The organism is Propionibacterium freudenreichii subsp. freudenreichii (assembly GCF_000940845.1).
Taxonomy (GTDB): domain Bacteria; phylum Actinomycetota; class Actinomycetes; order Propionibacteriales; family Propionibacteriaceae; genus Propionibacterium; species Propionibacterium freudenreichii.
This window is the reverse complement of the sequence record NZ_CP010341.1, coordinates 2,559,949-2,581,219: the sequence shown is the minus strand read 5'-3', so window position 1 is coordinate 2,581,219 and position 21,271 is coordinate 2,559,949. Positions and strand designations below refer to the sequence as shown.

The window sequence follows — 21,271 nt, the reverse complement described above, 5'->3', positions numbered from 1 at the left end:
GTCTATTCGAGCACGTGACACTGACACTCAGCCGATGCGGCACCGCATGCCGGGGCAGACGGTGCAGCCGCAGCCCACGGAGTCCGGTCGTTTGTCGGTCCCGCTTGCAACAATGGTCCCGTGAAGTTCCGTCGCCGCAACCTCGAAGCCCTCGGGTCACTCATCGTGGGCAACGTGGGTCGTGACGACGCCGAAAACGAGGACGAAGCCAAGTACTTCCCGTATCGCTCCAGCATGTACATCACCGAGTTCTTTCAAGAGTTGGAGACCGAGTTCCACCACGACGGCTCGACCCGCCATCGCTGGGTTGCGGACGTGTTGGAACAGATGCTGGCCGAACCCCATGACGGCCCCACACGTCCCCCGGATGTCTTCTGCCGTCTCATTGACCAACTCATGAGTCCAGCCGATCGGCTCAACGAAGGCCCCGACCGTCCTCGTGCGCTGGCACAACTCAACGAGGTACTCGGTCGCGAAGGTTTCGAGGCGTTCTACGGCGAAGACAACCACTGCTACCTCCGCCACGTCGGCACACAGACCGTCACTGTCCTTGCCGCCAATCCGCACCGCCCCTTCAGCAAGGCTGAACTGGAGCGGCGGCAGCTCTTGACGGCCTACCTCGACCAGTGCAGCGAGGATGATCTCATCGAGGAAGTGCTCCTCCCGCTGTTCAGACAGTTGGGCTACCACCGCATCACGGCAGCCGGGCACAAGGACAAGGCGCTGGAGTACGGCAAGGACATCTGGATGCGCTACACCTTGCCGACCCAGCACATCCTCTACTTCGGCATCCAGGCTAAGAAGGGCAAGCTCGACGCCTCAGGCGTCACCAAGACCGGCAACGCCAACATGGCCGAGATCCACAACCAAGCGCTCATGATGCTGGCACACGAGATCTTCGATCCTGAGACCAACCGCCGGGTCTTGGTTGACCACGCCTTCATCGTGGCGGGCGGGGAGATCACCAAGGCGGCTCGCAACTGGCTCGGCAACGCTCTCGATGCCAGCAAGCGGAGCCAGATCATGTTCATGGACCGCGACGACATCTTGAACCTCTACGTCGTCACCAACCTGCCGCTGCCCGGGGGAGCCTTGCCGCCGTCGCCCCCGAACCCGTGGGCGACACGCGACGAGGCACCGTTCTAGGGTCTAGCTGTACTTCCCCGTGACGTTGTGAACGCGGGCTGAGGGAGTCTGGCCGCCGATCCCGGTGTGGGGTCTGTGGTGATTGTAGTGATGGAGCCAGGTCTCGTAGGCTGCGGCGCGCTCGGCTTCGCTGGCGTAGGGCTTCGCGTAGGCCCACTCGACGGCGAGGGTCCGGTTGAACCGCTCGACCTTGCCGTTGGTCTGCGGCCGGTATGGCCGGGTCCACTTGTGCTTCACCTCGTCGCCGAGCGCGTCAGCGAAGGCGCCTGACCGGTAGCAGGAACCGTTGTCGGTCATCACCGCGGTGACTGTGACGCCCAGGCCTGCGAAGAACGCGTTCGCGCGGGTCCAGAACCCCGCTGCGGTCTCTTTGCGCTCGTCGTCAAGGATCTCTGAGTACGCGATCCGGGAGTGGTCGTCCACGGCGTGGTGCAGATACCGGTAGCCGCGAGAGCCGGCTGCCCCGGCACGGGCTGCCTTGTCGCGGGCCACTCCCGCGTGACGGTCCTGCATGGATCCGCGACCGTGGGCACGCCACCCGCCGCCGTCGGGGATCCGGCCTTGTTTCTTGATATCTACGTGCACGAGCTGGCCCGGCGCGGCGACCTCGTACCGTTTCGGCTTCGGGCGGCGAACCGGCAGCCCGGTGGCCTGGTCGATGTTGATCAGCTTCGGCATCTTGTATCGGGCGAGCACCCGACCGACCGTGGAACGGTGCAACCGCAGGTGATACGCGATCCGGTGCGGACCCCACCGGCGAGTGAACCGCAACGCGACGATCCGATGCTCCGTCTTACGCGAAAGCCGGTTCGGTGACGAGGTGGGCCTCGAACTACGGTCGATCAACGGCAGCCCTGCCCGGTACCTGTCGGCCCACCGCTTCACCGTCGCGGGCGAGCACTGGAACCGTTCCGCCGCCCGCCGCAACGACCAGCCCTGTTCCACGACGAGAACAGCAAGACGACGACGCCCTTCCGGTGTCAAGGGTGCGTTAGCGTGAGTCACGAAGACCTCCGTGGTCAGGAGAGTGAGTGTGGTAACCCACATCCTGCCCGGAGGTCTTCGCTACCTCACCCGTTCACAACCTCCCGGGGAAGTACAGCTAGCACTCCTGTTGCGTCGGGTCAGACCGAGGCCGCGCCGCCACCGGCTCGCGTGCCGCCCCGCGCTTGGCAACGCCGTCAGCAGGTCGCGTGCCGCCGAGCGCGAGGCCGCCCCGTGCATGGCCGCGCCGTCAGCTGGTCGCGTGCCGCCCCGTGCGTGCCAGCACCTGCACCTGACGGGACGCATCTGTGCCCACCTCGACCGGTGGGCCGAAGATTCCCGGCATGTAGGCGTGCTCACAGAGCTCTCAAGCGGGGGATCAGGCCCGGATGGGCAGCACCCGGTCGATGCCGTCGCGCTTGAACCCGGGCACATCAGGACGGGGATCGCTGCCTTCGACGGCGGTGCTGCTGTGGTCCGTGCCGCCCGTCCTGCTGCGGTCCGCCACCTCTGCGCTGGGGTGGTCACCTCCGGATCCGCCTGCCTCCCCACCGCCGACGCGCTCCACGTTGGAGGCCAGGGGGATCTGGTGGGACGCGCTCTCCAGGATGTGCATCAGGTACCCGGCGGTGTTGGGCAGGGCGATCACATCGCCCACGGCCACACCCTGCGGGAACGCGAGGCGCCGACGCAGGATCAGCTCGGCCTCGATGCAGTAGGCGCCCACCAGGAACCCCTCGAACCGTTCGCTCGCCCTGCTCTGCCCGGCACCGGCGACCGACGGATCCGTGGCATCGTCGCGTGTGCCGGTGCGCACCAGGATCGGGTCCACCAGGAAGTCGTCGGAGGTGGAGCGGCACTGGGTGCGGTTCATCTCCAGCCCCACCAGGGGCACGCCGTCGCTGGCACTGGTGCGCTGGATGACCCTCGCCAGCGTCATGCCGCAACCGTCCATCATGGAGCGGCCCGGCTCGCAGCGCAGCTGCACCCCGCGCTCTCGCAGGGCCTGCCCGGCAGTGGCACCCGGGCGGATCTCGTGGCCCAGGAACCGCTCCAGCCAGGGCCCGCGGATCACCTGCTGGTGGTAGGGGTACACCTGCCGCAGCGGTTCCCGGCGCCAGGTCAGCGGGGCGGTGGGGGCGTCCTCGCCGGCGTCGGGGGCAGCCGCGGGCCGGTCGTCGTCGGCCGCGCGAGCACCCCCGCCGAGGCCCGACTCCGGGGCCTGCCGCTCGTGGGCCTGCCAGAAGGCGTCCCACTGCTCGGCATCGTCCAAGTAGCTCATCGGGATGCCGCCGCCGATGTCCACGAACGCGCCATCCTGGGCCAGGCCGCGCTCGCGCAGCGCGTCGATCAGCTCCAGCGCCTCCCCGAGGGCGGTGGCGCGCGCGGTCGGGTCATAGCCGTGCAGGTGGAAGTGCACACCGTCCACCCGCAGCAGGTCGCCCAGGCCGCCGGAGTCGATCAGCTCGAGCCAGGCGCGGGCCGACTCCCCGAAGCGGGTGGGCGGGATCAGGTCGCTGGGCTTGGGCGCGAGGCGCAGCGCCACGGGGAACGGCTCGGGGGCACCAGAGGCCCCGTCCGCGGGGCGACCTGGTTCCGCGCTCCGGGCGCCGGTGACCTGCTCGGCGACCCTCCGGGAGGCGGCCACCTCGTCGAGGTTGTCCAGCACCAGCAGTGAGCGGGACTCCAGGGCCAGGCGCAGCACCGGATCGGGCTTGATGGCCGCGGTGACCACCACGTCATGCGGCGGCACACCGGCCTCGAGCACCTGGCCCAGCTCGCGCTCGCTGCCCACGTCGACCCCCAGCCCGGCGCGATGCGCGGCACGCACCATGCCGAGGGTCTTGTTGGCCTTGCGTGCCACGAAGATCCGCAGGTCCACCCCGGAGCCCTCGGCCACCTCCGTGAGCTCTGCGGCGTTGCGCGGCAGCGCGGAAAAGTCGTGCACGTTCAGCGGGCTTCCGTAGCGCTCCAGCAGCGAGCTGCAGGTCGCAGGGTCCGCCAGCAGCTCCTGCATCCACGGCTCCAGACGAGCCGACAGCGGCGGGGTTCCCTGGCATGCCTCGCGCAGGGTGGGTTCCTCGGTCACGGCAGGTCCTCTCACTCGGGGGCGACAGCGGGGGCGGGGGCGGCAGGAACAGCTGCGTCAGCGGGAGCGGCATCGTCAACGCCCGCAACCCGGTCCGCGATCCGTCGGGCCCAGCATCGGCCCTCGTGGTGCAGGTGGCGGTTCAGCGAGTCGTGGCCGATGACATGGTCCTCTGTGGGCCGCCCGATCAGCGCGAGCCCGGCCACGGTCCGACCGTCGGGGGCGACCAGTGGCGCGTCATCGCGGCCGACGGGGGAGCCGGCCTCGTCGATCATCGCCCCCCGCCTGCCGGGCCGCACCTGCACCAGGCCGCGGTGCAGCAGCGACCCCGCCAGCTCGTCGGTGAGGTTCAGCAGACCGGGCGGGGTGAGCACCGCGTCGATCACCACGTCGACATCGCCGCCCGACGGTGCGTCGTCGTGCCGGCCGGTGGCAGTGGCGTCAACATGCCGGCCGGTGGCAGTGGCGTCGGAGCTCTCGGTCACGGGCGCGACATGGATGCTGTTGCCGTCGATGCCCGTCCCACCATCCATCCAGGACAGGTCCACCGCGCCGGAGTCGATCATCGCCAGCAGCTTGCGGGCGTTGACCAGCGGAGGGCCGAAGGCGAACCGCTCCAGCACCTGCGCGGCCTGCCGGAAGCGCGCCCACTCCTCCTCGGGGGCGTCGCTGCCGCGCAGGGCGGCGGAGACCAGGGAGTAGAGGGTCTGCCACACGCGACCCAGCGCCCAGGCCGGACCGGGCGAGCGGTGGCCCTGGGCCGTCTCGATACTGCGACGCAGCGCCGCCTCGGCGCGCCCCGCGCCGCGGGGCAGATCGGGTTCCGCACCGGTGCTCAGCGTGTGTTCGACGGCCGCGCGAGAACCAGCGACGGTGTCGCGCGCATCCCGTCCCGAGGTACTGGCGTGCTTCTTGGGCGCGGGTGTCCCCTCGAGCATGGCGGTGGCGGCATCGACCACGATCGCCAGCACCGCGTCCGGGCCCATGCCCTGGCCGGAGGTGAATCGGGCGCGGGCCTGCTCGACGGCGCGCTCGCCGGCCCCGGTCAGGGGTGATCCCGGGTCCGGCTTCGCATCCAGCAGCAGACCCTGCCGGGTGATCGGCCGAATCACGGTCGGCTCGTGCGGCCCGCGATGGTGCACCAGGCGGGCAGGGACATCCGCCTCGGTGCCGCCGCTCGCGTCGACCTCGGTGCTCTCGGTGAAGGTGCCGCCGCGGCCCTCGGTGAGGGTCAGGCAGGCGTCGATGAAGGTCAGCGCCCCGCCGCGCACCGCGACCCGGGAACCGGGTGGGACCTGCTCGGCGCTGAGCATCCGCTCAGCGGGCAGCACCGCCGGGACCAGGGGGAGGGGTGAACTCCAGTGGTGCACCAGGGCGCCCCGGTGGCCAGCGGCGTGACCGGTGGCGATCAGCACCTCGTCCACCGGGCCGACGTCCGCGGGAGCAGCGTCGGTGGTCAGATGCCAGGCGCTGCCCTCGCGCCGCAGGTCCGTCACCCGGGCCCGGGCGTGCTCCACGCGGGCATGCCGGGAGAGACCATGGATCATCTGCTGCCAGCGCTGGGCGAGGTACTCGCCGACCACCGCGCGCGGCGGGTACGGCTCGTCGGCCAGCTGCGGGTACGGGTCCTGCACCCAACTGGGGTACGCGGGGAAGTCGCCGGTGGCGGGCTCATCCAGGATCGCCGCGGTCACGTTCAGCCGCAGGTGGTGCGGCTGGCCGGAGTGGTAGGCGGCGCCCGTACCCGGCACGGCGACAGGATCGATCACCGTCACGATCAGGCCGGATGCTGCTGACGATTCGGAGGCCGCAGCTCCCGCGTCGTCGGCGGTGGCCGTGGCGGAGCCCGCAGCATCCAGCAGCGCGGTCAGTTCCTCCAGCGCGTACAGCGCCTTCGGTCCGGCACCGACGACGGCGAGCCGCAGCGGCGCATCGGCGGCCGGGCGAAGCGGTGTCTCAGCGGCTGCCATGGGCGGTGCAGTGCGGTCGTCGCGAATCGGGCGGGCAGCACCGTCGCTGCGGGCCGGATGGGCCGTGCCGGCCCGGACGGAGGGCTGCTCAGCCACGGCGGGCGGTCCTGCGCAGCTGCTCGATCCCCTCCGCGATCGCGTCCGTGTCGGCGTCGAGGTTCTCCCGCACCCACTGGTCGTCGTACACGGTCTCCAGGTAGGGAACGCCGCCGTCGTGCACCACGAACACCACGCGGGTGCCGGGCTCGAGGCTGGGGATCAGCCCGCCCAGGGCATGCACGATGCCGCCGGTGGAGCCCCCGGCCAGGATGCCCTCGCTGCGTGCCAGGTGCCGGGCGCCCACCACGCAGTCCAGGCCCTCCACGCGGATCACCTGATCGGGTTGAACCTGGCGGGACAGCTCGGTGACCACGCCCGCACCCATGCCGGGCAGGGGGCGGGGCGCGGCGGTGCCACCGAACAGAACCGAGCCCACCGCGTCGACCGCGATCGCGCGGGTGCTCATGTCGTGGTCGCGGATGTACGCGGAGCAGCCGCCGATGGTTCCGGTCGTGGACACCGCCGCCATCAGCACGTCCACCTGGTGCCCGGTGGCCTCGGCGATCTCCCGCATGGTGCCGTCGTAGTGGGCACGGGGATTGGCGGGATTGCCGTACTGGTACAGGTTCACCGCATCGGGGATCTCCTCCAGCAGCTCCTTGACCCGGTTGAAGCGGGCGGTGAGCAGGTCGCCGGTAGCTGGATCGGGCTCGGACACCAGGTCGATCTCCCCGCCGAGCGCCTGGATGGTGCGCACGGTGGTGGCGTTGGTACGGGCGTCGACCACGCACACGAACCGCACGTCGTGGGCGTTGCAGGCACGGGCCAGGGCCACGCCAAGGTTGCCGGAGGAGGACTCCACCACGGTGCCGCCGGGGGCCAGTCGCCCGGTCTGCAGGGCGTCGCGCACCATGCCCATCGCCGGCCGGTCCTTGGTGGAGCCGCCCGGGTTCACCGACTCCAGCTTCGCCAGGATCTCCACCCCGGAGTCGGGGAACAGGGAGTCCAGACGGATCAGGGGAGTGTTCCCGATGGCCTCGCTGATCCCGGCCACGATCGCGGGCACGGGGGACGCGAACCCCGCCGCGGAGACGCCCGGGCCCTCCGGGCCGTTGTCGAGGCCGACGGGGATGTCGGGTCCGCTGGTGGCCGCCTCGGTGGGGGTGGCGGGCGGCCGGTCATCCGCGGGCGTGCTGCTGGTGTGCTCCCGCTGCGGGGAGCCGGAGGTGTGGGTCACCTGGCCACGCTACAACATGCAGGCCCCATGAACGGACGGCCTGCTGTGACCGAATGGTCGAGGGGGCGTGGCACCCGCATCCGGTCCCGAAGGGTGCTGGTGGCCGCCGGAGTGCGCGACGAGCTGCCTGGCATCCCGGGACCGGTCGGTCGGGTTCCTGGGTGCCCGTCGCAGGTGCGGAGCCTACGGTCGACGCATCACCGGGCGCGGCCGCCCGACGTCGGCGCGCCCGCTCATCCAGGTGTGGCCCAGGGGCCCGCACCCCGTTCGACCACCCGCTCGACCCGATGGAGGAACCGTGAGCACCGACCAGGACTTCACCCAGCAGGACGTCGTCGAGAAGCTGCGCGGCACCAGCATCGTCATGCTGACCACCGCCCGCGCCGACGGCAAGCTGCTGTCCCACCCCATGACCGTCCAGGACGTCACCGACGATGCTGATGTGTGGCTGTTCGTGGGCCTGCAGGGCGATCAGGCCGACGCCCTGCGTCAGGGCCCCGAGGTGAACCTCAACGTCTCCGAGGCCGGATCCTGGTTGTCCGTGGCGGGCAGGGCCAAGTTCGTCGAGGACCGCGCCAAGATCGCCGAGCTGTGGGACGACTCCGCCAAGAGCTACTTCCCCGACGGCGTGGACGATCCGAACCTGGCCCTGGTGCTGGTCACCAGTGAGTCCGCACAGTACTGGGGCCTGCCCGGTGGCAAGGTCGCAGGTGTGGCCCAGATCCTCAAGGCCAAGGTCACCGGCGGCGACACCCCCGGCGGGACGGGGACCACGGAGCTGTGATGCTCGGGTAACCGCCCCCCCGCGACGGGGCCACAGAGGCCAGGGCGCCTGCGACGTGTTGCAGGTGCCCTGGCCTTCGTGCTGTCCAGTCACAAGAAGGACGATTCCGTTCCACGATCGCGAGGTCCTGGAACGTAATCGTCCTTTGCTGGTGCAGTGCAGCTGGTGCGCGGGCCAGGAGCCCCGGTGAGCTCCGGAGCCCCCATGTCACACCATGAACCGCCATTAGCGATTCTTTGGGACCTGTGGTGCACGGGGGCAGTCCGCGGCACGCCGCCCGGACTGCCCCCGCACTTCCAGGAGCCCCTCCCATGTCCTCCCTCACGCGTCGCTCAGCACTCGCGCTCGGTCTCGGCACCCCGGCCCTGATGGCGCTGGCCGGCTGCGGTTCCGGCACCGGCGGCGACAACGCTGCGGCCGGTGAACCGCAGCAGGGCGGCACCCTGACATACCTGGAGCCGCAGACCTGGAGCACGCTGTACCCGCCGGCGGCCGGTTTCTACCCCAACGGCGGCGTGGTCAACAACATCACCGACCGCCTGCTGTACCAGGACCCCGAGACCCTCGAGCTGCACCCGTGGATCGCCACGGCCCTGCCTGAGGTCAACGAGGACGCCACCGAGTACACCTTTACGCTGCGTGAGGGCGTCACCTACTCCGATGGCACCCCCCTCGACGCCGAGAACGTGGTGAAGAACTTCGACCTGTACGGCGCGGGCGACCCCGATCGGGCACTGACCGTCTCCGAGGCGATCAACAACTACGACCGCGGCGAGGTGGTGGACCCCACCACGGTCCGCTTCCACTTCTCCGCACCCTCGCCCGGGTTCGCCCAGGCCGTCTCCACCATCAACTCCGGCCTGCTCTCCAACGCCACCCTGGACCGCACCGGCGAGGAGTTCGGCCCTGGCAACGCCGCCGACATCATCGGCTCCGGCCCCTTCGTGATCGACGCGGAGGAGATCGGCACCCGCCTCACCCTCACGGTGCGCGAGGACTACGCCTAACCGCCGGCCACCGCCCAGCGCGAGGGCCGGGCCCTGCTGGACGGCATCGACTACGTGGTCGCCGCCGAGGACAGCGTGCGGGTGGGCACCGTCACCTCCGGGCAGGCCCACATCGCCCGACAGATCGAGGCGCCCGACGACCCCCAGTTCGCGGCCGACGGGCTGAGCCTGCACGCCGCTTCCACCAACGGCGTCAACAACGGCCTGAGCTTCCGCTTCCGCGACCCGGCCCCGGATGACCTGCGCACCCGCCAGGCGCTGATCGCCGCGATCGACCGCCAGGCCATCGTGGACACCCTGTTCACGGACAACTATCCCCTGGCCACCGGGGCGCTCGCCGCCACCGCCCTGGGCTATGTGGACACCTCCGAGCACTACGTCCACGACCCCGAGAAGGCGGCCTCGCTGCTGGAGGAGGCCGGTTGGAGCGCCGGGGCCGACGGCACCCGCACCAAGGACGGCAAGCCCCTGACCCTCACGTTCAACGAGGCCCTCCCGCAGCCCCGCTCCCGGGAGGTGGTCACCCTGATCCAGGGGCAGCCCACCGAGCTCGGCATTGACGTGCAGCTGCTGCCCGGCGACCAGGCCGCGCAGGACGCCGCCCGGGGCGAGCCCGGCACCGTGCAGGTGTACCACTCGATGGTGGGCCGCTCGGACTACGACGTGCTGAAGTCCCAGTACTCCTCAGACAACCGCAACACCCTGCTCAACGGGTACCCCGACGGCAGTGTCGGCGACCCGGAGCTGGACGAGCTGCTGGCCCGGATCGCCTCCGTGCCGGAGGCCGAGGGGCGGGCCGAGGCCTCCGCCGCGGCCCAGCGGCACCTGGCCGAGCAGGCGCTGATCCTGCCGCTCTTCGAGGAGCCGCAGGTGTACGGGCTCACCGCGGCCGTCCAGGGCTTCGCCACCGAGTCCGTGGGTCGACCCCGCTTCTACGACACCTGGCTCACCGACTGACCCGGACCACGCCCTGCCCCGGACCACGCCCTGACCTACCTCACGACCTGCGAGATCACACCATGACCTACCTCCTGCGCCGCACCGGCGGCGCCTGGTTGTGACAGCTTGGTTTGGCCCCGTTGTGACGGCCTGAATCGGCCCCACGTGCAGCCTGCCGGGGTGTTGACGGTCTGAATTGGCCCCGCCCCTCCACGCTGGTCCCCATCCACTGGTGTGAGGCGAGGAGGCCGAGATGGGGTCACGAGTGCAACTGTTTGCCGACATCCGCCACGACGCGCGAGTCGATGGCCTGTCCATCCGCGAACTCGCGCGCAAGCACGGGGTGCACCGCCGCACCATTCGCCAGGCCCTCGCGGCAGCCGAACCCCCGCCCCGCAAGACCCCGGTACGGTCCGCACCACGTCTGGACCCGTACAAGCCGGCGATCGACCAGATGCTGCTCTACGACCTGACCGCCCCGCGCAAGCAGCGCCACACCGCCACGAGGATCCTGGCCAGGTTGCGTGACGAGCACGGTGCCACGGACCTGTCCTACTCGACGGTGCGGGACTATGTCAGGACCCGGCGGGCGCAGATCGAGCTGGAGGCCGGGCGGCGGGTGGAGGCGATGGTGCCGCAGGACCACGCCCCCGGCGCGGAGGCCGAGGTCGACTTCGGCGAGGTGTATGTGATCCTCGACGGCGTCAAGACCAAGCGCCACATGTTCGTCTACCGCCTGTCGCACTCGGGCAAGGCGATCCACCGCGTCTACCCGACCGGAGGGCAGGAAGCCTTCCTCGAGGGCCACATCGAGGCCTTCCACGCCCTGGGCGGCATCCCGACCCGCCACATCCGCTACGACAACCTCACGTCCGCGGTCGTGCAGGTAATCCATGGCGGTGACCGGCTCCGCGAGGAGAACGAACGCTGGGTTCTGTTCAAGTCCCACTACGGCTTCGACGCGTTCTACTGCCAGCCCGGCATCGACGGCGCCCATGAGAAGGGCGGTGTCGAGGGCGAGGTCGGCTGGTTCCGCCGCAACCACCTCACCCCGATGCCCGAGGTCGCCAGCCTGGACGAACTCAACGACCAGATCCGTGTCTGGGAAGTCGACGACAACACCCGCCGGATCGCCGGCCATGCGAACACGATCGGGCAGGACTACCGCGCCGAACTCGACCACCTGGCGCCGCTGCCGGCCGATGACTTCGACCCCGGCCTGATCCTCCACCCGCGCGTCGACCGCTCCGCCCTGATCACCGTGCGCATGGTCAAGTACTCCGTTCCGGCGCACCTGATCGGGCAGCGCGTCCGGGTCAGTCTGCGGGCCTCGTGCGTGGTCGTGTTCGAGGGCCGCACCGTGGTCGCCACCCATCCCCGCCTCGGCACGCGTGGGGTGACCCGGGTCGAGCTGGACCACTACCTCGAGGTTCTGCGCCACAAGCCCGGCGCGTTCCCCGGCTCGACCGCCTTGGCCCAAGCCAGAGCCGCGGGGGCGTTCACCGCCGCCCACGACGCGTTCTGGGCTGCCGCCCGCAAGACCAGCGGCGACGTCGCGGGCACCCAGGAGTTGATCGACGTGCTCCTGCTCCACCGCTCCCTGCCGGCCGAGGCGGTGATCGCCGGGATCACCAGCGCCCTGTCCGTCGGGGCCGTCTCGGCCGACGTCGTCGCCGTCGAGGCCCGACGCCACAGCGTCAGCCACACCGCGCCCGCGCCGCAGCGCGGCGGCACCGTGGTGAACCTGCCACCGCGCCGCCACACCGACTCGAACTCGCTGATCGCCGCGCTACCGGCCGACACCTGGCCCCTGCCCAGCGTCACCGCCTACGACGAGCTGTTGCGACGTCGCCAACCCGACCCCGCTTCGGCCACCGCCGAAGCCCATCACCACACTCCGACAGGAACCCCATGACCACCACCAACACCAGCAGCTCCCGTCCGGGCGGTCTTCGTCGTCGTCACGGCCTCACCGAACAAGCCGCCCAGGCCGCGATCGACCAGGCCTGCCGCCGCCTACGACTGCCCACCATCCGGTCCGTCGTCGATGAGGCGATCACCACCGCCACCAAGGAACAACTCACCTACCAGGGCTTCCTCGCCGAGCTGCTCCTGGCCGAGGTCGACGACCGTGACCGGCGCTCTACCCTGCGCCGTATCAAGAGCGCCGGATTCCCGCGCGAGAAGTGGCTGGCCGACTTCGACTTCACCGCGAACCCGAACATCAACCCCGCCACCATCAACGAGCTCGCCACCGGGGACTGGATCCGCCGCGGCGACCCGCTGTGCCTGATCGGGGACTCCGGCACCGGCAAGTCCCACCTGCTCATCGCACTCGGGACCGCCGCCGCCGAGCAGGGCTACCGCGTCCGCTACACCCTCGCCACCCGCCTGGTGAACGAGCTCGTCGAGGCCGCTGACGAGAAGCAACTCACCAAGACCATCAACCGCTACGGAAGAGTGGATCTCCTGGTCATTGACGAACTGGGATACATGGAGCTCGACCGGCGCGGGGCCGAGCTGTTGTTCCAGGTCCTCACCGAGCGGGAGGAGAAGAACGCCATCGCGATCGCCTCCAACCAGTCCTTCTCCGCCTGGACCGACACCTTCACCGATCCACGACTGTGCGCAGCGATCGTCGACCGCCTCACCTACAACGCCACCATCATCGAGACCGGCACCCACTCCTATCGCCTCGCCCACACGCGAGCTCGCCAGACTCTGTGACTCGACGGGTCATGGCGTGGCCATCGAGAGAAGTGCACGGCAGAGAGGCGGCCGAACCGAGTGCCGGTCGACTTCTGGTGGGTTTCTGTGCCACTGCGGGTACTGCACAGGTCCGGGGCATCGATGGTCCGGACGGGGGAGGTGGGTGACAGCCGGTGTTCGCGGTGGATCTTGATCATTTCTTCACACTGTCTTGCTCGTGCTCGACATGCCGCCTGGAGGCTTGGCGGCATGACGACGAATGAATCCTCATCCCTGGCTCGTGGGTCCCTCGCATTCCTGGGAATTGCCAGCGTGGCCGCGGTCGGGCTGGCCCTGGCCGTGCCCGACCTGACTGCTGGCTCGGGCATGGCTGGCATGGCGATGACCCACTACATGGAACTCCTCGCGGTGCGGCAACCGTGGAACCTGCTGTTGTTCATGGCCCTCCCGGTCATCCTGGCCGAGACCTTGGCGATCACGGAACTGGTCATGCTGCTGGGGCGCCGCAATGACCGGCCCGCAGCCCCGTGGGTGGCGAGGCTCAGTCGGGCTGCTGGCCTGCTCGCCGGTCCCGTGTGGGTCTTCATCGGGACGCACCTGATGGTCCACGCGGTGGTGCCCTTGACCATGAATGGGGGATGGCGCGGCCCGGCTGATGTCATCGCGGTCCTCAGCTACCTGGTCGGTGGCCTGCCCATGCTCGTGATCAGTCTCCTCGAGGCGGGGGTCCTGGGCCGCAGTAGTGAGAACCGTCTGCGGATGCACGTGGCGATGGTGGCGGCCTTCCTCGTGGTGGCCCACGTGGCGATGATCTTCGGGATGGTCGATCCGGCAGTCCTGGGAGGTGACACGTCGTCGAGCGTCATGACCCATGACATGGGTGGCATGTCCGGCATGAACCACGACATGGGCAGCATGAACCACAACATGTCCCCGTCCTCGCAACCGACGAGGTGACGCCTGCTGGGTCTCGTGGTGAGGTGGAGCCATGAGCGATGTGGCGCGCACTTCGGTGCTGGTGGTCGACGACGAACCGGTGCTGGCCGGCACGGTGAAGAACTACCTGGAACGGGCCGGCATGGCCGCAGACACCTGTGCAGACGGGAACGAGGCGGTGTCGCGGATCCGGGAGGAGCAGCCAGATGTCGTCATCCTCGACCTCGGCCTTCCGGGCCTCGACGGAGTGGAGGTCTGTCGCAAGGTGCGCACCTTCAGCGACTGCTACGTCCTGATGCTGACCGCGCGAGCTGACGAGGTGGACATGCTCATCGGGTTGTCCGTGGGCGCGGATGACTACCTCACCAAGCCCTTCAGCCCGCGCGAACTCGTCGCACGTGTCCAGGTGATGCTGCGTCGCCCGAGATCCACGGCTTCGGCATCCGTCGCCCGCAGGATCGGGGAACTGGTGGTGCATCCCGACTCGCGCGAGGCTTCCATGGATGGTGTGGCGGTGGACCTGACACGCACCGAGTTCGACCTGCTGAAGGCCCTGTCCGCGCATCCCGGACGTGTGTTGAGTCGGCGTCAGCTCACGGACATGGTCTGGGGCGAGGACTGGGTCGGCAACGACCATCTGGTCGATGTCCACGTGGCACACCTTCGCAAGAAGCTGGGTGAGGAGGCCGCCGATCCCCGCTACGTGCTGACTGTGCGGGGCGTGGGCTACCGGATGGGCCGAGGCTGATGGGAGGACGGCCATCAGAGCTGTGGCCCGGGTTGTCGTGGGGTCGACGGCTGGTGTGGACCCAGTTCGCCGTCCTGGTCACCATGAGCGTCACGCTGGTCCTCACCGCCCTGGAGATGGGCCCGCCGTTGTTCAAGAAGCACATGGCCGAGGCCGGGCACACCCAGCCCAAGGTGCTGGACCATGCCGAGCGTGCCTTCCATGACGCCGGTGCGGCCTCCCTGGGATTGGGACTTGCCGCCGCGATGATGATCGCGGCGGTGACGTCATGGGTGCTGAACCGCAGCCTCATCCGAGGGCTGGATGCCCTGGCCGAGGGGGCTGAGAGGGTCGCGCACGGCAACTACGACGATCCCGTGCGCATGCCGCCGCTGGGGCGCGAACTCGAATCCGTGGCCCATGAGTTCAACCGGATGGCGGCCCAGATCGCGGCCACGGAGGCCACCCGACGACGCATGTGGACCGATCTTGGCCATGAGCTGCGCACGCCCCTGTCCGTGACGCGGGTGACGCTCGAGAGCCTCGAGGACGGAGTCGCCGTGTATGGGCCGGAGGTCCTTGAGGTCCTCCAACGCCAGAACGAGCGCATCACGGCGCTGGCGGCCGACATCTCCGAGGTCTCCAGGGCAGAGGAGGGGCGGATCCCCTTGGAACTACGGCTGACCCGCATCGATGACCTGGTGAAATCGGCGGTCACCTCGTGTGCGAAAGCCTGTGCCGAGGCAGGTATCCAGCTGGTGACCCGTGGCAACTGCCCCGTGGAGGTGGATGTCGACCCTGCACGCATCGGCCAGGTCCTGGACAACCTGCTGCGCAACGCCGTCCAGCACACGCCACGCGGGGGTGAGGTATGTGTGACGAGCTGGTCTGACACGGACTCGGTGTCCATCCAGGTCAGCGACACCGGCGCAGGCATACCCGCCGGTGAGGTGCCCCACGTCTTCGAACGCTTCTTCCACCAAGGATCACGCAGGGTCCGTGACGTCGACGGCGGAACCGGAGTCGGCCTGACCATCGCCAGGGCCGTCGCCCGGGCACATGGGGGCGACGTGCTGGCGGCCAGTCCGGGGGTGGGCTGCGGTGCGTCGTTCAGCCTGGTGCTGCCACGAAGTCTTGATCGAATCTCCACACTTCCCTGACCCGGTCACAATGCGGGGCGGGAAGAGTCGGGGGCATGAACACGATCACTCGCCGACAGGCCTTGCTCGCCGGCCTCGGCCTGGCATCCACCAGCGCCCTGGCTGCATGCGGCGCCAAGCAGCCCTCCCCGGCCAGCACCACCCCGGCCACATGGGCCATCCCGACCCAGACACCACTCGCCACCCCGGCCGGGGCGACGACCGTCACCCACACCCTGACCCCGCGCCCTGTCACCTTGGACCTGGGCGGTGTCCTGGCCAAGACCTGGGCCTACACCGACGAACTCGACGGGAACGTCCTGCGCGGCAAGGCGGGCGACCTGTTCCGGGTCACGGTCGACAACCAGCTCCCCACAGCCACCTCGGTGCACTGGCACGGCATTGCCCTGCGCAACGCCTCCGACGGTGTGCCTGGTGTCACTCAGGACCCCATCGCCGCCAAGAGTGCCTTCACCTACGAGTTCGTCGCACCCCATGCCGGAACCTACTTCTTCCATCCCCACAGCGGAGTCCAGATCGACCGGGGCCTGTACGCTCCCCTCGTGCTGGACGACCCACGCGATCCGGGCGACCACGACGCGGAATGGGTCCTGGTCCTGGATGACTGGACCGATGGGGTGGGCAAGTCACCGGATGCGATCTTCGCCGACTTCAAGGCCAACAGCGGCCCCCTGTCCCAAGGAATGAACCACGACATGGGAGGCATGGACCACGGCAGTTCCCCCTTGGGCGATGCCGGAGACGTGAGCTACCCGCACTACGTCGTCAACGGCCGGATCCCGGCCGCACCGCGCACCCTCACGGCACGCCCCGGAGACAAGATCCGGCTACGGCTGATCAACGCCGGAGCCGACACGATCTTCAAGGTCGGCCTGTCCGGGCACCGACTCACCATCACCCACGCCGACGGATTCGCCGTGCAGCCAGTCGAGGCGACGGCCATCTACCTCGCCATGGGAGAAAGGATCGACGCCACCGTCACCGTCGGCGACGGCGTCTTCGTGCTGCAGGCCGCCCCCGAGGGCAAGACCGGTACTCCCGCCCGCGCCATCGTCAAGACCGGCGCCGGCAGCATTCCGCCGGCCACCACCCGAATCCCCGAACTCGGAGGAAAGGCTGTCCTTGGCACCGCCCTGCGCGCCGCCGACGCAGCCAAGCTGCCCGACAAGGAACCGGAGCAGACCCTCGAGGTCCAGCTCAACGGCCAGATGAAGCCCTACGCCTGGGGCATCAACGGCAAGAAGTTCGGTGAGGACACACCCCTGTCGATCAGCCTGGGACAGCGGGTCCGGATGCGGATGACGAACATGACGATGATGGCCCACCCGATGCACATCCACGGCCACACCTGGTCCCTGCCGGGCAGCAACGGACTACGCAAGGACACCGTGCTGCTGCTGCCCATGCAGACCATCGAGGCCGACCTGCAGGCCGACAACCCCGGAGCCTGGATGCTGCACTGCCACAACATCTACCACGCCGAGATCGGCATGATGACCAGCCTGCGCTACTGACCCCAGCCCACGCCGATGCGGTTCCCGCGTCGCCCCGGGAACCGCACCGCCGCATGCCCGCACATGCCTCCGACGTCTTGGTCAAACCTTCATCATTTGCCCCGGTCCAGCTTCATGGACGCTCGACAGTCTGGATGGTGACGGCAGCCAGCCACACACGACGAAGGAGACCACCATGTACACAAACCCCACCCAGCTCAACCGCAGTGACAGCGACGCTCCCCGCCCCGCCGCCGACCCGGTACTCGAGCCCGTGCAGCACCGGCACGACCCGAAGATGACAGGCCACGGCAAGAGCCACCACTGGATGCACCTGCTGATGTGTGCCCCGATGCTGCTCATCGTGGCCGGATACCTGTGGACAGGTCGTGCCAGCCTCGCCGCAGGCGGCGTCATGGCCGCCGTCATCCCCGCCCTCGGCTGCGTAGTGATGATGTGGCTCATGATGCGGATGATGAACCACGGGGCCGATCACCACTGAGCCAAGAACCTCGCACCACGCGCCCACCAGCACCACAGAGCACCACCACTCAACGGACGAGGAAGACCATGACCAGCCCTACCCCACCCGACGAGCCCATCACGGCTGAAGGGGACTCCTTCACCTGCCCCATGCACCCCGAGGTCACCAGTGACCACCCTGGCCGCTGCCCCAAGTGCGGCATGTTCCTCCAACCGGACGGACAGCCCCCCGCGCCAGCAGCACACCAGCACACCCACCCCGGGCAGACTGCTGCCCACCAAGAGCACGGCGGGCAAAGCGCCCCGCCACCACAGGCCGACACCGGCCCACGCGATGGCGAATGGACCTGCCCCATGCACCCCGAGATCCGGCAGGATGGGCCGGGCGAGTGCCCGATCTGTGGCATGGCGCTCGAACCGGTCTCGGTGGGCGTCCACGACGGACCCAACCCAGAGCTGGCAGACATGCGCCGCCGTCTCCGCGTGGCAGCCGTGCTCAGCCTGCCCCTGGTGGTGCTGGCGATGGTCCCGGCCCTGGCCGTCGGGGCGTGGGTGCCCTGGGTCGAACTCGCGCTGTCCACCCCCGTGGTGTGGTGGGCCGGGTGGCCATTCTTCGCACGTGGCGCCCGATCAGTGGCCAGCCGGCACCTCAACATGTTCACCCTCGTCAGCCTCGGTGTGGGTGCCGCGTGGTTCTACAGTGTGGTCGCCGTCCTGGCCCCGGGGATCTTCCCGGCCATCATGCGTGATGACGGTGGCCGGGTCGGCGTCTACTTCGAGGCCACCGCCGTGATCATCACCCTGGTGCTGCTGGGGCAGGTACTCGAACTGCGGGCACGCGACCAGACCTCGGGTGCCATCCGCGCCCTGCTGGACCTGTCGCCAGCCACCGCGCACCGCATCAACCCCGACGGAGAAGAAGAGGAAGTGCCATCCGCGGACCTGCAGGTCGGCGACCATTGCCGGGTCCGCCCCGGTGAGAAGATCCCAGCAGACGGCATCGTGGTCGACGGCCACGCCTACGTCGACGAATCCATGATCACCGGCGAGCCGGTACCTGTTGACAAGAACCCCGGCGACCGTGTGATCGGCGGCACCATCACCAGCGGCGGCAGCCTGGTCATCGAGGCCACCGGCCTGGGCGCCGACTCGACCCTGGCCCGCATCGTCGACCTCGTGTCCCAGGCGCAACGTTCCCAAGCCCCCATCCAAGGGCTCGTCGACAAGATCTCCGCTGTGTTCGTGCCGGTCGTGATCGGCATCGCACTGATCACCTTCGCCGTCTGGGCCACGGTCGGGCCACAGCCCCGGCTACCGTTCGCGATCGTTGCTGCAGTGTCCGTGCTCATCATCGCCTGCCCTTGCGCGCTTGGCCTTGCCACACCCATGTCCATCATGGTCGGGGTTGGTCGCGGAGCCCGCGATGGCGTCCTGGTCAAGAACGCCGAAGCACTCGAACGACTGCAGAAGATCGACACCCTGGTGGTCGACAAGACCGGGACCCTGACCCAGGGCCATCCCAGCCTCGTCGACCAGAAGGTCGTCGCCGGCCACCACGCCGAGATCGTGCTGGCCATGGCGGCCGCTGTCGAGTCCGGGTCCGAACATCCCTTGGCCCGCGCGATCGTCGACGCGGCGCGAGAACGCGACGTCACCGTACCGACCGCCACTGCATTCACCGCCCACCCGGGTGGCGGCGTCGAAGCATTGGTCGACGGTCACCAGGTCATGGTCGGCAGCCCTGCCTTCCTCACGACCCAGCATGCCGACACGACCCCCCTGACCGACGACATCGACGCCTTCCGTCGCCAAGGAGCCACTGCCGTCATCGTGACTGTCGATGGTCAGCCTGCAAGCATCCTGGCCATCGCCGACCCACTCAAGCCCACCACCGCCCAGGCCATCGACGACCTACGTCACCGTGGCATGCGGATCGTGATGCTGACCGGGGACAACGCCACCACCGCCCACGCCATCGCCGACGAGCTCCACATCGACGAGGTGATCGCGGACGTGCTTCCGGATCAGAAGCATGGGCACGTCCAGCGGTTCCAGGAGCAAGGTCACACGGTCGCGATGGCCGGTGACGGCGTCAACGACGCCCCTGCCCTGGCCGGGGCGGACGTTGGCGTCGCCATGGGCACCGGGACCGACGTCGCCATCGAGAGCGCAGACGTGACCCTCCTCGGCGGCGACCTCGCAGCCCTGGTCAAGGCCCGCGACCTGTCCGTCGACACTATGCGCAACATCAAGCAGAACCTGCTGTTCGCATTCATCTACAACGTCATCGGCATTCCGATCGCCGCGGGAGTGCTCTACCCCGCCTTCGGCTGGCTGTTGTCCCCGATGATCGCCGCAGCCGCCATGGCCCTCAGTTCGGTGAGCGTCATCACCAACTCCCTGCGCCTGCGCCGACACCACTGACATGAACCGCCCCCCATAAGCTGCCCGGAGTTCACTCTGGGTTGGCTTCTCGCACCCAACCGGGGCCCAGCCAGACCGACAACCCGGGGCCAAATGAAGTTGACATAGCCAGACGCGCCGGCCCGCCGCGCGACGTGCGCTACACCCTCATCTGGGAAGAGCCCGTAATCTCTCCGGACGCTGAGCCGGAGCAGCAGCGTCCCGGGTCATCCGGGGCCGTCGCTTGTGGCGGCGAGGAGCGCAGTGATGGCGTCGCTGATCGGCGTGTGGATGTCGTGTCTGCGCGCGAGACGCGAGATGACGCCGTTGCGGATATCCCATTCGAGCGGCCGGCCGGCTTCTCGGTCGGTGAGGATCGACGTGCTCATATCAGCCGGGAAGGCCTGGAAGCGGGCCAGGATGGCAGCGGGCACGTCATCGCTCAGTGCTGCTCCTTCCGCATGCGAGACGGCCAGGCACTCTTTCAGATAGTCGAGAGTGAGGTCCGCGAAGTCAGGGCGGGTGAACACGCCGGCGCGCCGGCCGGTGAGTGCCATGAGCCCGGCGGCGGCGTTCTGGAGGAGTTTGCGCCAGGCGAGAGTGGTGAAGTCGCCCGCGAGTTCGACCTGGCAGCGCGTGTCGCGCAGGACATCCGCGATGCGCTCCGCCTCCGGTGATGCGGGAAGCGTCAGCCGGGGCTCGCCCCGCAGGAGGATGGTGCCGTCTTCCTGCGACTGCGCCGGGAACCAGACGACCGCGGGGACGACCTCTACTCCCTCAGGAACATGGGGTCGAACGGCAGCGATCTGCTCGACGCCGTTCTGCAACACGCAGACCACGGTCCCGGGGGCGCACAAAGCACGCAGCCAGGGGGCTGCCGCCGCGGTCTGGGTGGCCTTGACCGCCAAGAAGAGCACATCCGCCTTCTCGGGCTGCGCAGCAGGATCGGTGCGCACGGGGCCGGGAACGACGATCCGGCGGTCGCCGTCGATCAGGGTGAGCTCTGTTCGCGGCGTGCGACCGTAGAGCGTCGGTGTGTTGCCTGCCTCATGTAGGAGTGCGGACACCGTCGTCCCGATGGCTCCCGGACCCACCACGCCAACCCGTATGCGCCCTCCAGCGGAGCCGCGCCGTTGCTCTGTCGCCATGCTGCAATGTTACGCTA

At 69.1% G+C, this 21,271-nt stretch carries 15 protein-coding genes and 1 pseudogene; 11 read left to right on the top strand and 5 right to left on the bottom strand.

Annotated features, from left to right (window positions below; all coding sequences use genetic code 11):
* Positions 1 to 120 precede the first annotated feature (120 nt).
* The gene (locus RM25_RS11345) at positions 121 to 1,146 is read left to right on the top strand and encodes a PDDEXK family nuclease (protein WP_044636506.1); all 1,026 of its coding nucleotides are present in this window, start codon (positions 121 to 123) and stop codon (positions 1,144 to 1,146) included.
* A 3-nt stretch (positions 1,147 to 1,149) separates the two neighbouring features.
* On the opposite strand, the gene RM25_RS11340 is transcribed toward RM25_RS11345, so the two are convergent.
* The 4 genes from RM25_RS11340 to sbnA form a co-directional block, all read right to left on the bottom strand.
* Complete coding sequence (locus RM25_RS11340) at positions 1,150 to 2,151, bottom strand: IS481-like element ISPfr17 family transposase (protein WP_044636672.1); 1,002 nt, start codon at positions 2,149 to 2,151, stop codon at positions 1,150 to 1,152.
* 358 nt (positions 2,152 to 2,509) lie between these two features.
* Entirely contained in the window at positions 2,510 to 4,219 is a 1,710-nt protein-coding gene (locus tag RM25_RS11335) for a type III PLP-dependent enzyme domain-containing protein (RefSeq protein WP_044636505.1), read from the bottom strand.
* A gap of 11 nt (positions 4,220 to 4,230) precedes the next feature.
* Positions 4,231 to 6,285, bottom strand: a complete 2,055-nt coding sequence (locus RM25_RS11330) for an FAD/NAD(P)-binding protein (protein ID WP_230954641.1) — start codon at positions 6,283 to 6,285, stop codon at positions 4,231 to 4,233.
* Positions 6,278 to 7,465, bottom strand: a complete 1,188-nt coding sequence (gene sbnA / locus RM25_RS11325) for a 2,3-diaminopropionate biosynthesis protein SbnA (RefSeq protein WP_080774577.1) — start codon at positions 7,463 to 7,465, stop codon at positions 6,278 to 6,280. Before sbnA ends, RM25_RS11330 begins: the two co-directional genes overlap by 8 nt.
* Positions 7,466 to 7,763: 298 nt before the next feature.
* On the opposite strand from sbnA, the gene RM25_RS11320 reads away from it, so the two are divergent.
* The 10 genes and pseudogenes from RM25_RS11320 (at position 7,764) to RM25_RS11275 (ending at position 20,127) form a co-directional block, all read left to right on the top strand.
* Entirely contained in the window at positions 7,764 to 8,249 is a 486-nt protein-coding gene (locus RM25_RS11320; RefSeq protein ID WP_015069156.1) for a pyridoxamine 5'-phosphate oxidase family protein, read from the top strand.
* Positions 8,250 to 8,560: 311 nt separating this feature from the next.
* Positions 8,561 to 10,213: pseudogene (locus tag RM25_RS13335) on the top strand (TIGR04028 family ABC transporter substrate-binding protein).
* A gap of 235 nt (positions 10,214 to 10,448) precedes the next feature.
* Complete coding sequence (gene istA, locus RM25_RS11310; protein ID WP_044636504.1) at positions 10,449 to 12,110, top strand: IS21 family transposase; 1,662 nt, start codon at positions 10,449 to 10,451, stop codon at positions 12,108 to 12,110.
* A complete protein-coding gene (gene istB / locus RM25_RS11305; protein WP_027586303.1) occupies positions 12,107 to 12,922 on the top strand; it encodes an IS21-like element helper ATPase IstB in 816 nt (271 codons plus the stop codon). Before istA ends, istB begins: the two co-directional genes overlap by 4 nt.
* Before the next feature lie 231 nt (positions 12,923 to 13,153).
* Positions 13,154 to 13,861: a DUF6803 family protein gene (locus tag RM25_RS11300; protein ID WP_027586302.1), complete on the top strand. Its 708-nt coding sequence runs from the start codon at positions 13,154 to 13,156 to the stop codon at positions 13,859 to 13,861.
* Between the two features lie 31 nt (positions 13,862 to 13,892).
* Positions 13,893 to 14,588, top strand: coding sequence for a response regulator transcription factor (locus tag RM25_RS11295; RefSeq protein ID WP_044636503.1), 696 nt, complete (start codon positions 13,893 to 13,895; stop codon positions 14,586 to 14,588).
* Positions 14,588 to 15,727: a sensor histidine kinase gene (locus tag RM25_RS11290; RefSeq protein WP_080774576.1), complete on the top strand. Its 1,140-nt coding sequence runs from the start codon at positions 14,588 to 14,590 to the stop codon at positions 15,725 to 15,727. The genes RM25_RS11295 and RM25_RS11290 overlap by 1 nt, the downstream gene beginning before the upstream one ends.
* A 35-nt stretch (positions 15,728 to 15,762) precedes the next feature.
* Entirely contained in the window at positions 15,763 to 17,241 is a 1,479-nt protein-coding gene (locus RM25_RS11285) for a multicopper oxidase family protein (protein WP_027586299.1), read from the top strand.
* A gap of 175 nt (positions 17,242 to 17,416) precedes the next feature.
* Positions 17,417 to 17,722: a hypothetical protein gene (locus tag RM25_RS11280; RefSeq protein WP_028703848.1), complete on the top strand. Its 306-nt coding sequence runs from the start codon at positions 17,417 to 17,419 to the stop codon at positions 17,720 to 17,722.
* A 68-nt stretch (positions 17,723 to 17,790) separates the two neighbouring features.
* The gene (locus tag RM25_RS11275) at positions 17,791 to 20,127 is read left to right on the top strand and encodes a copper-transporting P-type ATPase (protein ID WP_044636502.1); all 2,337 of its coding nucleotides are present in this window, start codon (positions 17,791 to 17,793) and stop codon (positions 20,125 to 20,127) included.
* Between the two features lie 206 nt (positions 20,128 to 20,333).
* Here RM25_RS11275 and RM25_RS11270 read toward each other — a convergent pair whose 3' ends face one another.
* Entirely contained in the window at positions 20,334 to 21,254 is a 921-nt protein-coding gene (locus tag RM25_RS11270; RefSeq protein ID WP_044636501.1) for an oxidoreductase, read from the bottom strand.
* Positions 21,255 to 21,271 lie beyond the last annotated feature (17 nt).

Bases quoted from the DNA above. Each gene is read 5' to 3' on its own strand.
- istA (WP_044636504.1), top strand. From the start codon at position 10,449: ATGGGGTCACGAGTGCAACTGTTTGCCGACATCCGCCACGACGCGCGA.
- istB (WP_027586303.1), top strand. From the start codon at position 12,107: ATGACCACCACCAACACCAGCAGCTCCCGTCCGGGCGGTCTTCGTCGT.
- RM25_RS11300 (WP_027586302.1), top strand. From the start codon at position 13,154: ATGACGACGAATGAATCCTCATCCCTGGCTCGTGGGTCCCTCGCATTC.
- RM25_RS11295 (WP_044636503.1), top strand. From the start codon at position 13,893: ATGAGCGATGTGGCGCGCACTTCGGTGCTGGTGGTCGACGACGAACCG.
- RM25_RS11290 (WP_080774576.1), top strand. From the start codon at position 14,588: ATGGGAGGACGGCCATCAGAGCTGTGGCCCGGGTTGTCGTGGGGTCGA.
- RM25_RS11285 (WP_027586299.1), top strand. From the start codon at position 15,763: ATGAACACGATCACTCGCCGACAGGCCTTGCTCGCCGGCCTCGGCCTG.
- RM25_RS11280 (WP_028703848.1), top strand. From the start codon at position 17,417: ATGTACACAAACCCCACCCAGCTCAACCGCAGTGACAGCGACGCTCCC.
- RM25_RS11275 (WP_044636502.1), top strand. From the start codon at position 17,791: ATGACCAGCCCTACCCCACCCGACGAGCCCATCACGGCTGAAGGGGAC.
- RM25_RS11270 (WP_044636501.1), bottom strand. From the start codon at position 21,254: ATGGCGACAGAGCAACGGCGCGGCTCCGCTGGAGGGCGCATACGGGTT.